Source organism: Brevundimonas sp. SL161, from assembly GCF_049896985.1.
Lineage (GTDB): Bacteria > Pseudomonadota > Alphaproteobacteria > Caulobacterales > Caulobacteraceae > Brevundimonas.
In genome coordinates this window covers 1-15,614 of sequence record NZ_JAFCVJ010000042.1, presented here as the reverse complement: position 1 = coordinate 15,614, position 15,614 = coordinate 1, and the positions used below count along the sequence as shown (strand labels likewise).

The following is a 15,614-nucleotide window of genomic DNA, read 5'->3' as shown; positions in this document are numbered from 1 at the left end:
GCGGTCCTGACCCCGAAATCGGCGCTCTCACTGTCGCTCGCGCTGCACGAACTGGCCACCAATGCGGCGAAGTTCGGATCCCTTTCTCGGGCCGAGGGGCAGGTCTCCGTTTCATGGCGGGTTCCCGATGACGGATCCCTGCTCATGACCTGGCGCGAGAGCGGCGGACCCCATGTGGCCCCGCCCACGCGACGCGGGTTTGGCTCCAGCCTGATAGAGCGCGCCCTCGCCATGGAAACCGGCGGCAGGGCGACGATCGACTACGCACCGACAGGCGTCGTTTGCGAAATCATTCTGCCCAAATCGGCCCTTGTAGAACTCGGAGACAGAACCTTGTCGCGGGTCCAAACTCTGGAGGCTCCGGTTCCGGCCTATGAGATTCCGGACAAGCCCAGACTTCTGATCGTCGAGGACTCCTTTATGGTTATCTTGTCCCTTGAGGCGATGTGCGAGGATCTGTCTTGGACGGTCGTCGGTCCAGCCACCCGTCTGGGCGAGGCGATCACGCTTGCTCAGACCGAGACGTTCGACGCCGCGCTGCTGGACGTCAATCTGGACGGCGAGATGTCGTGGGAGGTCGCCGGCATCCTTAAGGGGCGCGGCATTCCGTTCGCGTTCAGCACCGGATATGACGAAACCACCATCCTGCCGCCCGATCTGGTGGGGTCGCAGATTTTTGCCAAGCCCTACCGCATGGAAGATGTCGAAAACCGTCTCCGCCGGATGATGTCACTCAACCCGTCTATCGAGACGGCTTAGGCCCCGCCACTCAGGAAGCCGTGTCGATCGGCTCCATACTGAAACGGTCTGATGCCGGCGAGATGGTGGTCGCCGTGATCAATCTGCTGGCACGTCTGAAGAGACTGACTTCTTTGCCGCGACCAGAAAGGCTGGAGGTTTCCAATGAAGACCAGGGACCTCAACACGCCGTTTCAGTCTTGCCTGCTGCTCCAGAGTGGACGTCGTGAAGAGCCGAGTTGGGTCGGGTTCGGCCATTAACCTGACGCCCGATTGCGGACATTCGACGGATGCGCCGTAAGCGGACGTCGTGCAGGTCCGTTCGGGGTGGGGAGCGGACGTTCAACTTTGCCGGAAGCAAATCGCCAACGCGGCTATGCGCATGGCGCAGCCGCGACCGGAAAGATCAGCGATCTGACACATGCCCGGCAACCAGAGTTGCCTCGAAACCGTTGTTCACCTGACCGGCTGATCTATCCGCCTATCGCGGCTCCGGCCCTGACATTCATCCGGCAGCCTCCGGATCGCCCCAGGCGTCCTGTGCTCGCTCCCCCTGTCTGACACGGTAGATGCGGACACGATCTACGACCAGATGGCTGCCGCTATGCAGCTTTTCTCTAAGGCGCGGTCCGAACCCGGCACCGTGAGACGCTACGGCTAGGAAGACCGAACATGACCTGCATACAGTCCCCCAAGACAACCGGTCAGACTGTGATGATCGTTGAAGACGAGGTCGTGGTGGCGATGAACCTTAGGGAAGTCCTGATTGAGACCGGCTTCCAGGTCCTCGATCTGACGATTCGTCAAGCCGAAGCCCTTGAGGTCGCCAGGGCCGGTAAGCCGGACCTGGCGCTGGTCAACATTCAGCTCGCCGACGGCGACGACGGTATTGAACTGGCTGTCCAGTTGGAGGCGCTGAGCATTCCGGTCGTCTTCATCAGCGGCCAGATCAGCCGGGCGCGATCCGCGAATACGGTAGCGATCGCCTCGATGCCCAAGCCTTATGAGCCGAACGAGATGGCTGTCGCCGTCGCCTATCTACTGGCACGGCTCAGAGGTTCGACCGCTCTGGCCAGACCAGATAGGCTCGAAGTCTTCGATGAGTCTCTTGGACTGGAGCCGGCGCTCTGAGACGGTCCGTGTTCCAAGTCTGCGCCTTGTTGCATTAACGCGCTTCCGGCAGATGGGGCCCTGCCAGTCCCCGAGCCCGGCTGAAACGCTTTTAACCTGGCTGGGAGCCCAATCAGCGTCGATGATCATGGCTACGATTTCACACTGGCGAACGGCTCCTCGACTTCCCTAACGGAGGCGAGTTCCAACGTCGTTTAGATGTCGGAGCTGAGGGCGAGAGCCGCCTCGGTTTCGGTATCTGCTGGACGCCGGTTCCGTTTCGCTTCAATGGTTTCGGGGCGGGCGAAAATAAATGAAACGCAACGATAGTGTAAAGCCGGGCCAAAAGGGACCTGTGGCAGAGTTTCCATTCGGCGCAGATTTCGAGGCTATCCTGACCTTGATTGGCGATGGCGTCGTCAGCACAGACCAAGATGGTCGCGTTATTTTGTTCAACCGGGCAGCCGAAAAAATATTTGGCTACCCGATGAACGAGGTGCTTGGACGTTCAATCGAAACTCTCATCCCAACGCGTTTTCATGGCAAGCATCTGGAAGAGGTCAGCCGCTTTTGTGCGTCAGACGCCCCGTTGCGCCGAACCATGGGTGCTGGCCGCGAAGTTTTGGGGCGGCGAAAGGACGGCCAGGAACTGGCGATAGAGGCGACGCTCTCTCGGCAAATGATCGGAGGGGAACACATCGTCACCGCCGTTGTGAGAGATGTCAGTGATCGGAAAATTGTCGAAGAGCACGACCGAGTCGTGGCGAACGAGGTCGCGCATCGCCTGCGCAACACAATGGCGGTCGTCAATTCGATCGTGACGCTCACAGCCAGAACGGCCCTGTCCGTTGTCGAATTCAAGGAGGCGTTGCTAGGTCGTTTCGCCGCCATCTCGCGCACTAATGATTCTCTTATTCGCGGCTCGTGGACCGAGGCCAGTGTTGGCCTTCTCCTCGAAACAGAACTGGCCCCATATCGGGACAAAGAGGGCAAGATCACGCTGACCGGACCAGACCTCAGCATCGACGGGCATCTTGCTGTCGCCTTGGCACTTGTCCTCCACGAACTGGCGACAAACGCCGCTAAATATGGCGCGCTTTCGACGTCTGCCGGGCGGCTTCGCGTGGATTGGCGCTTGTTGGCGGGCACAGGGCCTCTGCTTGAACTGATCTGGGAGGAGCGCGGCGGGCCTGCGGTTATTCCACCGACACGCCGGGGCTTCGGGAGCCAACTGATCGCTCGCAGTCTCGACCCCCAAGGCGGCAAGGCTGTCTCGACCTATGCGCCGCAGGGCGTCAACTGCATAATCAGGCTGCCGCTCAGTGACGTCGGAACAGGGACGTCAACTTAACTGCGCCAAGTCGCTGCCTACCCTTTGAGGCTGGAAGATCGCTTCATCGTAATGTCCGCTAGGTCGACACCGGTTTTCGGCTTGCGCCCAGAAAGCAGACGCGCTGGACATCGCCTTGGTGTGGGAAGCGGACATCGTTGGTGCGGCCCGGCGAGCGAGCGAGCCCAAACACCGGCCCCAGCGTATCAGCTCGCAGCGTTTTCGTTTCTAGTCCCTGAAGCGCCACTTCATGAACAGCACGCCCGACGCCATCACTAGGGCGCAGGAGTTGGCGATGGTCACGGGCCAGGCCTCGGTCATCACCCCATAGACCACCCACAGAACGAAACAGGTCACGGTCAGCGCATAAGTCTTCAGAGAGACCGAGGAGGCATCCCGCTCTTGCCAGATCTTGAACATCTGCGGAGCAAAGCTTGTGATCGAGCACAAGGCAGCAGCGGACCCGATCACGTTGGCGACGACATCATTCATCTTTGACCAACCGGGTCGGAGCCAGCATGTTCCAGATGGCAGCTATTGGCCCCGCTCAGCGAGATGATCCTCAAGGATCTTCCTCGCGATGTCCGGCGCTCCCAGCATCGGCAGGGGCTGGCCCAACACTTCAAGCCATAAGGCATCGAGTTCGGCATCGTCTGGTGAAAGCTGGGGCGTGGGGGCGTTATGCATTCCGGCCTCGGGAGTTGGCTTTGTTAACGACGATGCCCCGCTACTCCGTGTTCGACCGGAACGAACGCCCCTTCTCGCCAAGCAGGCTGCAGCCTGCAGCCTGCAGTCAAGGGGTGAGCTAGGTTCGATCCCGCTCCAATGTCCGCAACGGGGCAACGGGCGCTGCAGCGCCTTCGCTTCGTCCCAAGGCGCGCGCATCCAGACGTCGCGCTCCTCCTCCGTCGTCAGCATAACTGGCATGGCCTTGGGCTGTGGATCGGCGTAGCAGTTGGAGCCCATCGAACGAGCCTTAAGTGACTGAACCAGAACAAGAAAGTCACGTTTGCGCGCAAGTTGATCGGCGTTCTCGGGACTCCGCATCGCCCCCATAAATTGCGCTCTTTCAATGAGTTAGTTCGAGTTCGGTAGGGTCCCGCGTTGAACGCCAATCCACACCTCGGGATATCGGTCGTCGCCACTGCCGACATTTTGCTCTTTTGGTTTGCGGCTGTTCGATTTTCTTGGGTGACTTTCGTCTTCAACATCGGAGTGTGGACCCTGGCGTGGTTTTTAGTGATCCGCGTAGTTCTCCAACGCGTCTAAGGAACTCCACGAGAACACCGCCCAATGTCTACACTGTATATAGATTGTTCACATAAGCGGGGGTCGCGTCTGGACGATGCGGATTATTGTAGCACCACTGTGATTACGATTTCTAGTTGACGCCTGAAAGCACACTGTGAATATAGAGCCTGCGCGATTTCATCTCAGCATACGGTAACCGATCCGCGCACCGTTGGATTTCCACGGCAAGATTTTGAGCCGTGTCGTGTTCAATGGCGACACGGCAGCGCGGGGAACGATCATCGGATGCTGCAAGGTAGGCGAGACTCCAAGCAGAGGCTTTTGTTCCTGATTAGCGGGGTCCTTTTCCTGCCTGCGCTCATTATGCTGACCTGGACACTGGCCGTGGGGTTGCTGGGCGAGCAATCGCACGTCGAAGACGAGGCACTGGCCACGGCCGCCGACCTCGTTGGCGGGGCCGACAATCGACTCGCGGTTTACGAGGGCATCCTCGGAACTTATTCGACCGCTACGTCGCTGGCGGATCGCGACTGGGACACAGCCGAGCAGCGAGCGCAGGATATTCTGGGCCTCAGTTCCGGCTTGACTACGCTGCTGGTGATTGAGAACGCGACCGGCCGTGTCATGATGGATACTCGTCGATCCGCCGCTCGCGCATCCCTGCCGTGGTTGATCAGCGCCGACCCAAGGCCGGCCGTCAGGCGCGCAGGCGACGGATGCCCATGCGTTGTCCTGCGTCACTCCATCCAGCGTCTGCCGGGGCACTCCGTGGTCGGCTTGGTCAAGCCAGAGATTTTCCAGGACGCGCTTTTGAAATCCCATGAGCCCGGGTCGGTCGCGGCCCTCGTCGACGCCAACGGCGATTTCGTGGGTAGATCACTTGATTTCAGGGGCCGCGTCGGAACCCCCGCGACCATCTATGTGCGCAATGCGCTAGCGCAGGGCGGGCGAGGCCTCTACCGCGGACGCACCTACGAGGGTCTGGAGAACTACAGCGCCTATGTCGCCTCCCCTGCCAATGGGTGGTCCGCCCATGTAGCTGTCAATCATGCCCTCATCGACTCCCCGCGCCTTTGGCTTTTAGGCACCTTGGTTGGCGGCGCATTGCTGGCGCTGCTGGCCGGTGCCGGGATCATCGCCTACGCCATCAGGGACATGGCCGCCCGGCGACGGACGGATGAGCAGATGCTGCGCCTGCAGAAAGGCGAGGCTATCGGCGGGTTCGCCAGCACCGTGGCTCACGACTTCAACAACCTCTTGACAGTGATTATCGCCAATCTGGAGCGTATCAGAAAAGCCGACGTCGGACCTGACGTGGCTCGCAGGGCTGGCATGGCTCTAGAAGCCGCGACTCGCGGAGCCAAGTTGTCGAACCAGCTACTGAGTTTCGCACGCGACGGCGGGGGCAAGCTGGCGGCCGTTGATGTGTTCAGCCTTATGACTGGCGTTAGCGAACTGCTACGGCAGTCCGTGGGCAGTGGGATCGTCTTGGTGCTCACGCCGCCGAACTCACCCGTTTCGATCTTGGCCAACCGCGACCAGATGGAGATGGCCTTGCTCAACCTCGCGCTCAATGCCCGGGACGCCATGGGGGGCAGTGGTCGGCTGGAAGTTGCAGCACAGCGCCTGGGTGACGTTGTGGAGATCGCTGTCACGGACAATGGCGCTGGCATTCCTCTGGCCATCCGCGAGCGGCTGTTTGAACCCTTCGTCACCACCAAACCTCCCGGGGAGGGCACCGGCCTTGGCTTGGCCCAGGTCGCCGGAGCGATCGGCCGGGCCGGCGGAACAGTTAGAGTGGATTTACCCCCAACCGGGGGTGCGTCTTTAGTCATGAGCCTGCCCATCGCAGCGAGCGCGGACTGAACCGCTTCGGCTGTCCACTTTTCTGCAGCAGGGCACTATCTTCGAGATGTTGCGGGCCTAGCGAGCGCCAAATCGAGACGTTAGCCGTTATATTCATAGTCAGCGTTCTTAGGTCGGCGCCGGTCGGGCTTCGCCAAACTTCACCATGTCTCTGGCGGCTACGTTATAGATGCTTCCGTGTTCAGCAGCGTTGCAACCGCGTTGATGATTTGTGCAGCGACGAATGGTTTACTCACGAGAATGCTGTTTGGAACGCCGTTAGCCGCCCACTCATTGGCGCTCTCCCCGGTAACATAAACGACCGGCAAGGTAGGGAACTTCTCGCGGGCGTTTCGAGCCACATCCCAGCCCTTCAGCTCTCCGCCGAGGTTCACATCTGTGATCAGCGCACGGCAGTTTTCGCCGTGCTCTCTAAATAGCGTCACCGCCTCTTCTGCCGACATCGCTGACTTGTGGTCGAACCCACCGTCTTGAAGTGCGTGTTCAATGGCTAGGAGGATCAGAGCCTCGTCGTCAACGACGAAGACGCATACGGAGTCCGACATCAAGGTCTCGCTTCATTCATTCGAGAGCCTAACACCGCCCACTTTGCCAGGTTGCGTGCATTTCCCCTAAACTTCCGTAATCTTCGACAATGTCCGCAACGGGCCGACACCGGTTTTCGGCTTGCCCCCAGAAGGCAGACGCGCTGGACATCGGCTAAGGGTGGCAAGCGGACACCTACGGCGTGTTCGTCGATGCGTCTTGCTCGCCGACCATCTCGAAGATGAGTTCAGTCAACGCTGACATCGATGGCGTTTCTCCGGCGACTAGCGTGGCCAGTCTGGCCCTGCCGTGCGGCGTGAAAACGGGCGCGATCATTGCCCAGTCATTGAACAATCGGCGCTCGATCGGAAGACGGTCCACGACGATCATGTCATGATGGCGCGGGTCCATCGCGAGCTTCAACAGCAGAACGTCGAGAGAGCCGTGGGAGCCCTCCAGGACTTGGGCAAACCGTGACGGCGTGAACGCCAAGGCCCCAGTGATGTTGTTGCCTCGGTTGTTGCGAACCGATTGTTCGAGGATGTCGGAGACCGACATCAACGACTCCGCCGGCTCAGTCGAGTGACTGACGTAGGCTAATCGTTCCAATGGCATTGGCTTGCGTCCCCGATCGAATGACGTGGTCACCTCCTGCCATGAGAGTCGAGTCGAGGAGCGACCTTGGCCAGAACAGCCGACGGGCACGGGAGGTGTGTCACCAAGTCGAACCTGCAGGATGTCCGCAACGGGTCGACATCGGTGTTCGGCTTGCGCCCAGAAAGCAGACGCGCTGGACATCGCCTTGGGGTGGGGACCGGACCCGCTGTCGCAATGAAGAGCAGCGACGGAAAGTCGCAGACTTAAACCTGCCTTTAAGAGGACTCATGGGACGCCGTTCGCCGGGAGCGGACCATGTCAGAGAAATCGGCCTTAACGCGCGCGCGGCTGCTGCGCATTCTGGTTTTCGCCGTGATCGCAGTGTCGGCGCTCATGATCAGCGTCGGCGGAATGGTCGCCTATTCCGCTTCCGTCATCGACCAGCAGACCGTCCGCACCCAGTCAGATTTGGTCGACCGCAGGGTCGAACGGCGCCTCAAGCGCCTTCGCGACGATGTTCTGTCGGCAAGTGTCTGGAACGAGGCTTACGCCAAGACCCTGGCCGGCGACCGGGAATGGATGCAGCTCAACTACGGCGACTACTACGCCGACTATATGCAGCACGAGGTAACCGTCGTGTTCGATGGGGCGGGGCGTGCCATCTACGCCTCGCGCGACAGCGAGGAGACATCCCCCGAGACCGAAGCGGAGCTGCTTGAAGTAGCTAGGCCCATCGTCGCCGACCTCCGCCGCAGCGCCGATGCCCAGCCGGCCGGCCCCGTCAAATATGGGTTAGACGCCGTCGTGACCCGAGAAGCCGCCGTGATGGTAGGCGACGAGCCGTATTTCATCACCGTCTCCAGCGTCGTCTCTGAAGATGCCGAGAATGACCGGCCGGGCACGCCAAGCCCTTTCGTCGTGTCAGGGGTTTCGGTTCGATCCTTCGTCGCCTCGCTCGAAACCGATCTGATGCTGACCGCCCCAAGGCTGGCGGGAGCAGATGAAAAGCTGACCGAGGCGTCGGTTCCCTTCATGGACAGTTCAGGGCAGCTGCTGGGCTCGGTTCATTGGACCCCGGATCGGCCGGGGGCCTCACTGCTAGTAGATGCTATTCCGGCGCTGTCGATCATGGTCGCCCTCTCGCTGGCCGCGCTGGCTACAGGCGGCTTCCGTGTCTACCGGCTCATTCGAGATCTGGCTTCCAACGAAGCGGCTCTGAACCGCACTCTGGCGGAGGCGGAATCCGCCAATGCGGCAAAGTCCCAGTTCCTCGCCAATATGAGCCACGAGCTGAGGACACCGTTGAACGGCATCATCGCCATGACTGAACTCTTGCGGGACCGCCAGACGGATTCCCGTGGGCGCGAAATGGCGGCCATGGGTCGGACGATGACATTGATATCAGACCCGAAGCCGGTCCTTGTCCGAACAGCCTTAGAGCGGACGTTCCCGACGACCGCTTTGGGTCGACATGCGTCTTTGACATCAGGCCGAAAAACGGAAGTTCGCCAACGCCGTCAACACGATGGAGAAGACCGCGAGAATTCCTTCAGCGGTCAGTCTGATTTACACGTCGTAAGGACTTCGGGGTCTTGGCCTTCCGCGCCGGTTTCGCCGCGATCTCAGCTTTCTTCGGCTGACGCCCTCCCTGCCCCAAGCCCATCGACTTCGCCAACGCCGACCGTTGAGCCGCATACTCGGGGCTCACCATGGGGAAGTCCTTCGGCAGGGAAAAATGCGCCCGATAGCTTTTCGGGGTGTAGCCCTGGAGCGAGAGATGTCGCTTCATCGACTTGAACTTTCGTCCGTCGATCAGGCTGACGATGCCGTCAGGTTGGATGAGTTTGCGGATCGCGGCTGGGGTCAGGCGCGCCGGAGCGTCCGCTTCCTCCGGCTCTGGATCACCACCTAGGCGGCTGAGCGATCCGTGCACCATCGTGACCAACCCGGGCAGTTCATCCGGGCTCACCCGGTTGTTGGCCACGAAATTAGCTACGATGCCCGTGGTCATGGCCAGAAGTGCGGATTGATCGGCGTCGGCCATGCGTGCCTCCGGTTGGTAAAGACTAATCTTGATACGCCTGAATTCGTCTTGGCGACAAACGCTCAACCACCGCTCAGAACGGCGGGCCCGTTGGGTGTCTGAGATGGTCGAGGGCCGACTGCGGCACCACGCCGATACGCCACCTGGAAGCCCCGCCTTCGATCGTGTTTGCAGGTATAGCGCAGGTCGGATTTATGGACGCGCCCACCGGAAGGCGCCGCAGCTCAGGAGCGTTGGAAACACCCCCTCCATCCAGACTGGGAAGGGGGTGGGTCGGCCGACTTTCGAAGCTGCAGCGAGGCCTCCAAACCCATGCCAGCACTGGGTTTTACCGGTCGGCTTGACTGGATTTCGTAATGCGGGGGTCAGGTGTTCGAGTCACCTAAGCGGCACCACCACCCTGAACGCCAATGCGCGCCCATGGTTGAAAAAACCAATAAAATATAGCATATTAGGCTAACGATTGATCGCCAATGTTCGTCGGCGTTCGCCAATAGTCCGCTGAAAGTGGGGGCTCTTATGGGGGCCTTCGCAGAGGCCCTCAGAAAAAGGCCCCCAGTTGGCCCTGACCGACCCAGCTATCCGCGCCCTCAGACCCCGCGAGCGGCCCTATAAGGTTTCCGACGAAAAGGGCCTTTATCTTCAGGTGACCCCGGTCGGCGGGCGACTGTGGCGAATGAAGTCTCGCGCTGCCGCCGGGATTGAAAAGAAGCTGTCGTTCGGCGGCTACCCCGAAATCAGCCTCAAGGAAGCGCGCGAACTCAGGGACCGGGCGCGGTCTCTGGTCGCCAGTGGTGTTGATCCGGCCGACCAGAAGCGTCGGGACAAGCGCGCGGCCAAGGTCAGCGCCGATAATACTTTCAGCGCCGTGGCTGCGGACTACATCGCCAAGAACCGCCGCGATGGTCTGTCCGACGCAACCGTCGCCAAACGCGAGTGGTTCGTCAGGCTTGTGGAGCGGAGCCTCGGCGGGCGGCCAGTGTCCGAGATTCAACCCTTCGAAGTGCTGGACGCCGTCCGGCCGTTCGAGGCCGCAAAAAATGACGAGAAGGCCCACCGCACGCTCCAGTTCATTGGCCAGGTGTTCCGCTACGCTGTCGCCAACCAGATCGCGGCCAGCGATCCGACTCGCGACCTGAGCGGTGCTCTTTCGAAGCGGAGGCCCAAGAACCTCGCTGCCATCCTGGAGCCGGAGCGCGTCGGGGAGCTCCTTCGCAACATAGACGGTTATGAAGGGCTGCCGCTGACGAAGCTGGCGCTCCAGCTTTCGCCGCTAGTGTTTGTTCGCCCCGGCGAACTGCGACGCGCTGAATGGGGCGAGATCGACCTCGACGCGGCAGTCTGGCGTATCCCGGCAGAGAAGATGAGGGCCCGCATGGAACACGCCGTTCCCTTGTCTCGTCAGGCCATCGCCGTGCTACGCGAAGCTGCCGGCCTGACGGGTGACGGCCGCTTTGTCTTCCCATCGATTCGATCGCGCTTCGATCCGATGTCCGAGAACACCATCAACGCCGCCCTTCGCCGACTTGGCTACACTGGCGACGAGATGACGGCGCACGGCTTCCGTTCGACGGCGAGCACCCTCCTCAACGAATCCGGCAAATGGTCGCCGGACGCCATCGAGCGCGCCTTGGCCCACAAGGGCAAGGACCTCGTCCGGGCAGCCTACCACCGGGGGGCACACTGGCAGGAGCGGGTTTTGATGGCGCAATGGTGGGGCGACTATCTCGACCGCCTTCGCACTGGCGGCGTGGTCGTTCCTCTCGCAAGACAGCGTTGAGACCAAATTAGGAACGGCAGCAGACGCGGCGCTTTGACGCTTGGCGTCTAACGCCAACGACGCCCCGCCACTGCCCGACCCGTTTTTACACGGCCTCGACCCGTAGCAGACGTTAGCAGAGACGGACGCGGAATCAGCGCCAGTCACGCTTGGTCTCCAATGAAGGACCATCTAGCCTCAGGATATCTGGGAGAGCGACACGCCAACGATTACGGGAACGACCGCTTCAGATCGGCTGACGGGTACAGGCGATGACGACGTCATCAACGGTCTGGGGGGTGACGACGTCATCGATGGTCGTGGCGGGGGCGATCGGTTGGATGGTGGCGACGGCGATGACACATTTCTGGTTACCGAGGTCCGCCGGGTCGGAGCTGTCTCTTACGCGGGTTTGATCGACGGTGGGGCTGGGATCGATACGCTGGACCTGTCCGCCATCAACGATCCATTTGTGACGTTGCGAACGGGCGATTCGTCACGCCAGACCTTGGTGCTGTTCGCCGGTCAGGATCAGTATCGGCTCGCCAACATCGAACGCATCCTGTTTGGAGCGGGCACGCATTCCTATGATGCTCGCGATCCCGCGGTGCGGTTCGTCGATCTGGGCGCCGGTGACGACTTTTTCTACTCCGCCACCGCCGGCACGACCGTCCATGGCGGCGACGGCTCCGACAGTCTCCGTTTCGATAGCAACCTGTTTCTCTACGGCGATGCCGGAGACGACTCATTCACTGTGTTCGTAGGAGCCGCCAGCGGAGGTCTCATCGACGGCGGCACCGGGATCGACACGGTCCGACTCGTCGGTCGCGATAGCAACGCGGTGATCGACCTCGCCGCCGGGACAGCCAGGTACGGCAACGGGACCTTCGCAGTCAGCGGCATCGAAAATGTTTTTGCCTCGAACGGCGTGGTCCGCGGCGACGCTTCCAATAACGTGTTGGTTGGAATTCCGGACGGCGTCGGAATTCTGACCTTGGAAGGCGGGGGCGGCGATGATGTTCTGATCGGTACAAGCGGCGTCGACCGGCTCTTTGGCGGTGATGGTGACGACTTGATCGAAGGGCGTGGCAGCGCCGCAGACATTCTGGACGGCGGCGCAGGGATCGACACGGTAGCCGTCATTATCTCTTCGAATGTCTCGCTCGCGGCCGGAACGATCGCCGTCGGCACGACGACGCAGACGATCAGTGGGTTCGAGAACGTGCGTGGATCCAGTGAAGGGGACACCATCGTCGGTGATGGCGGTGCAAACCGACTGGACGGTGTCGCGGGCAACGACTTGATCCGGGGCGGGGGCGGGAGCGACACGGTCATCGGCGGCGAAGGCGACGACCTCCTATACGGCGATGACGGCGACGACCGGCTCGAGGGCGGGGTGGGGAGCGACACCCTCTACGGGGGTGATGGGATCGATTTCCTCCGCGGCGGAACAGGTTCGGATCGGGTGTACGGCGGGGCCGGCGACGATGACCTCGGCGAAACGGATTTCGACGGGAGGCTCGACGTCGCCGATTTCCTCTATGGCGAAGACGGCAATGACACCCTGAGAAACGAGCGCGCCACCGGAGGCTCTATCACTCTGGACGGAGGCGCGGGCGATGACTTGATCATCGCTAGTGGCAACGGGACGCTCAACATGATCGGCGGCGCCGGCTCTGACACCTTCAGGATCGGACCGCTTTTCGGGTCGGCGACGATCGCCACCGGGGCGGGGACGGACCGCATCGAGGTGACCGGTCTCGCGGCGTCTATCTACACACTTGATCTCAGGGTTACGGACTTCACCACAGGGACCAGCGGCGACCAGTTGAACCTGCGGCCATTGCTGTTGGCCAGCGGCTGGGACGGTACCGCAGATCCTTTCGTCGCGGGCTATCTCAGACTGACCCAGTCAGGTTCAGACGTCGTCGTGTCTTTCGACAGGGATGGGATCAGAACTGCCTGGGGCTTTCAGACCTTGCTCGTTCTCCAAAACGTCGATCTTCAGGCGATCACCGCATACAATCTAGATGGACTTTCGCAATCAGGATCGACTGCGCCAATCACCCTGGTGGGAACCGTCGGAAACGACAGCTTGTATGGCAGCGGCGGCGACGACGTACTCTCGGGTCGCGAGGGCGATGACCTGATCGCAGGCGGCAGCGGAAACGATTCTCTCTACGGCGAGGAAGGTCGCGACCTCCTTCTGGGCGGCGACGGCAACGACGGGCTGGACGGCGGCGAAGGCGACGACACCCTCGACGGCGGGGCAGGTAACGATAGGCTTGAAGGCCGCGGCGGCAATGATGTCCTCTCGGGCGGAGACGGGAATGACCAGCTGAACGGGGGACTCGGCTCCAACCAGCTCAACGGCGGGGCTGGCGATGACGTTATCATCAGCGGGGGCGGATCCGACAGGATCGATGGTGGCGCAGGTCGCGACCTGTACGTCATGTTCGGAAATGGCGGAACCGCAGACCTCCGTGGATCGACGTTCATCTCGGTTGAAGACGTCGTAGGCACATCCGGCAACGATTTTATCGTTGGGAGTTCCGTAGACAACCGGCTGGACGGCGGAGCCGGCGACGATCTGGTCAGCGGCTTCTCCGGCGACGACATCCTGATTGGCGGGTCGGGTAACGACACCATCGACGGCGGTTTGGGCACGGACACCGCCATGTTCAGCGGATCGCGGGCAGCTTCTATTGTCACAGCTTCGAATGGCACGTTCACCGTCATCGGCCCCGGCGGAGCCGATCGTGTCTCCAACATCGAGGTGTTTCAGTTTTCCGACGGCGTTTATGACGTAGTCGGCGGCCGTCTAGCGGCACAGGCGCGTCAGACGCTTACTGGAACGGCGGGCGTCGACACTCTGACCGGCGGTGAGTCCAACGACGTCCTGAACGGCCTGGACGGCAACGACATCCTGATCGGTGGAATGGGTTCGGACTCGCTGAACGGCGGCGCGGGCTTTGATGCGGCGCTCTACAGCGGCGTGGTGCGCCAGTACGCCCTGCAAGGGGGCAGCGCGACAACCGTCACCGGTGGACCCGAAACTGGGATCGATACCCTGACGGGCATCGAGGAGGCGCGGTTCGTCGATGGCGTTCTAACCTTCGATCTCGACAGCGCCTCGGCGCGCGTCATGCGGCTGTACGACGCTGCGCTGGATCGTGGGCCGGACCAAGGCGGCTTGGAGACCTATGCTGCGGCCTTGGCGCGCGGGACGGTGACGCTCCAGTCCCTGGCCAACGCCTTCGCGGCTTCGGGCGAGTTCCAATCTCGCTACGGCAATCTGTCCAATCAGGCTTTCGTTGAACAGCTCTACCGGTTCGCGCTTGATCGAAACGGGGACTCCGCCGGGGTTCAGGCCTGGGTAAGCAACCTCAACGCAGGCATGAGCCGAGGAGAGGTGCTGGTTGCCTTCTCGGAAAGCTCGGAACACCGCACGCTCACCGCCTCGAGCCTATCTCGCGGCCTGTGGATCCCCGACGCCGACGCGATCACCATCGCCAGGCTTTACGACGCCACGTTCGACCGTCTGCCGGATGTCGGCGGCTTGGCGACCTGGACCGCCAATCTGAAGGCGGGGATGAGTCTCAGTGACATCTCCGCCGCCTTCGCCGGGTCCGCCGAGTTCCAGTCGCGCTACGGTACGCTGAGTAATCAGGCCTTCGTGGAGCAGTTGTACAGGTTCTGTCTCGACCGGAACGGCGACCCCGCCGGCGTCCAGACTTGGGTGAGCAACCTCAACAGTGGAACGAGCCGTGCCGAGGTTCTGAGAGCCTTCTCCGAGAGCGCGGAACACATCAACCTGACCGCCTCCTCCTGGCTCGGCGGCATCCGCTACCAGGGCTACCAGGGCTCAGTCGTCGAGTCGGTCGATGTGGGTAAGGTAGCGCACGAAGCCCTGACTCTGCCGGTGGCGCACGACTCCGCCATCACGGCGGACGGGAGACACGGCGAATCCTACAGCGGTGATGCTAACTGGCTGTTGACGCCGTCGAGCGACCTCTTCGCACTACACATCACGCTGGATCTGCCGGCGGTCTATACTGGGACTGATGCCGAGGGCGTCGAGCCGTTCCGAATGCCTGCGGTTCCAGAAGAGCCAATCATCGAGCCCCTATCGACTTTCATTGCTCAAGACGGCGATCATGTCCTGACGCTGTCGGCTGACGGGCTCTTCAATGACACGCCCTTCGATCATTCAGTGCTTTGGACGGTTGGCCATGCGGAGGCCGACTGGCTGCACTAGGTGATGTGGACAAAGTAGATTCCCAAATCAGCTGATCGCTGATTCAAGGCTGTTCTTTGCGGAGAGCAGCCATGGTTCGTGGTTTGATGTCGGATGCGGAGTGGGCGTTCTTCGAGCCGTTCGTGGTCGAGAAGGG

At 61.4% G+C, this 15,614-nt stretch carries 9 protein-coding genes and 2 pseudogenes; 7 read left to right on the top strand and 4 right to left on the bottom strand.

Annotation, left to right across the window (positions count from 1 at the left end; all coding sequences use genetic code 11):
* From ACP7AU_RS16705 to ACP7AU_RS16695, 3 genes and pseudogenes are all read left to right on the top strand, one after another.
* Positions 1–759 (top strand): annotated as a pseudogene (locus tag ACP7AU_RS16705) (HWE histidine kinase domain-containing protein); the annotation flags it as partial.
* Positions 760–1,452: 693 nt separating this feature from the next.
* Positions 1,453–1,869 (top strand): response regulator, encoded by a 417-nt coding sequence (locus tag ACP7AU_RS16700; protein ID WP_426052129.1) that lies wholly within the window; start codon positions 1,453–1,455, stop codon positions 1,867–1,869.
* 292 nt (positions 1,870–2,161) lie between these two features.
* On the top strand, positions 2,162–3,199 hold the full coding sequence (locus ACP7AU_RS16695) for an HWE histidine kinase domain-containing protein (RefSeq protein ID WP_426052128.1): 1,038 nt from the start codon (positions 2,162–2,164) through the stop codon (positions 3,197–3,199).
* A gap of 207 nt (positions 3,200–3,406) precedes the next feature.
* On the opposite strand, the gene ACP7AU_RS16690 is transcribed toward ACP7AU_RS16695, so the two are convergent.
* Positions 3,407–3,670, bottom strand: a complete 264-nt coding sequence (locus ACP7AU_RS16690) for a SemiSWEET family sugar transporter (RefSeq protein ID WP_426052127.1) — start codon at positions 3,668–3,670, stop codon at positions 3,407–3,409.
* Between the two features lie 1,122 nt (positions 3,671–4,792).
* On the opposite strand from ACP7AU_RS16690, the gene ACP7AU_RS16685 reads away from it, so the two are divergent.
* Positions 4,793–6,295, top strand: a complete 1,503-nt coding sequence (locus tag ACP7AU_RS16685) for an ATP-binding protein (RefSeq protein ID WP_426052126.1) — start codon at positions 4,793–4,795, stop codon at positions 6,293–6,295.
* Between the two features lie 158 nt (positions 6,296–6,453).
* On the opposite strand, the gene ACP7AU_RS16680 is transcribed toward ACP7AU_RS16685, so the two are convergent.
* Both ACP7AU_RS16680 and ACP7AU_RS16675 read right to left on the bottom strand, forming a co-directional pair.
* Positions 6,454–6,840: a response regulator gene (locus ACP7AU_RS16680; RefSeq protein WP_426052125.1), complete on the bottom strand. Its 387-nt coding sequence runs from the start codon at positions 6,838–6,840 to the stop codon at positions 6,454–6,456.
* 175 nt (positions 6,841–7,015) lie between these two features.
* Positions 7,016–7,435 (bottom strand): BLUF domain-containing protein, encoded by a 420-nt coding sequence (locus ACP7AU_RS16675; protein ID WP_426052132.1) that lies wholly within the window; start codon positions 7,433–7,435, stop codon positions 7,016–7,018.
* Positions 7,436–7,732: 297 nt separating this feature from the next.
* Here ACP7AU_RS16675 and ACP7AU_RS16670 point away from each other — a divergent pair.
* A pseudogene (locus tag ACP7AU_RS16670) lies at positions 7,733–8,776 on the top strand (CHASE4 domain-containing protein); the annotation flags it as partial.
* A 190-nt stretch (positions 8,777–8,966) separates the two neighbouring features.
* Here ACP7AU_RS16670 and ACP7AU_RS16665 read toward each other — a convergent pair.
* Positions 8,967–9,428, bottom strand: coding sequence for a MucR family transcriptional regulator (locus tag ACP7AU_RS16665; RefSeq protein ID WP_426052131.1), 462 nt, complete (start codon positions 9,426–9,428; stop codon positions 8,967–8,969).
* A gap of 592 nt (positions 9,429–10,020) precedes the next feature.
* On the opposite strand from ACP7AU_RS16665, the gene ACP7AU_RS16660 reads away from it, so the two are divergent.
* Positions 10,021–11,241, top strand: a complete 1,221-nt coding sequence (locus tag ACP7AU_RS16660) for a tyrosine-type recombinase/integrase (RefSeq protein WP_426052124.1) — start codon at positions 10,021–10,023, stop codon at positions 11,239–11,241.
* Between the two features lie 184 nt (positions 11,242–11,425).
* Entirely contained in the window at positions 11,426–15,478 is a 4,053-nt protein-coding gene (locus tag ACP7AU_RS16655; RefSeq protein ID WP_426052130.1) for a DUF4214 domain-containing protein, read from the top strand.
* Positions 15,479–15,614 lie beyond the last annotated feature (136 nt).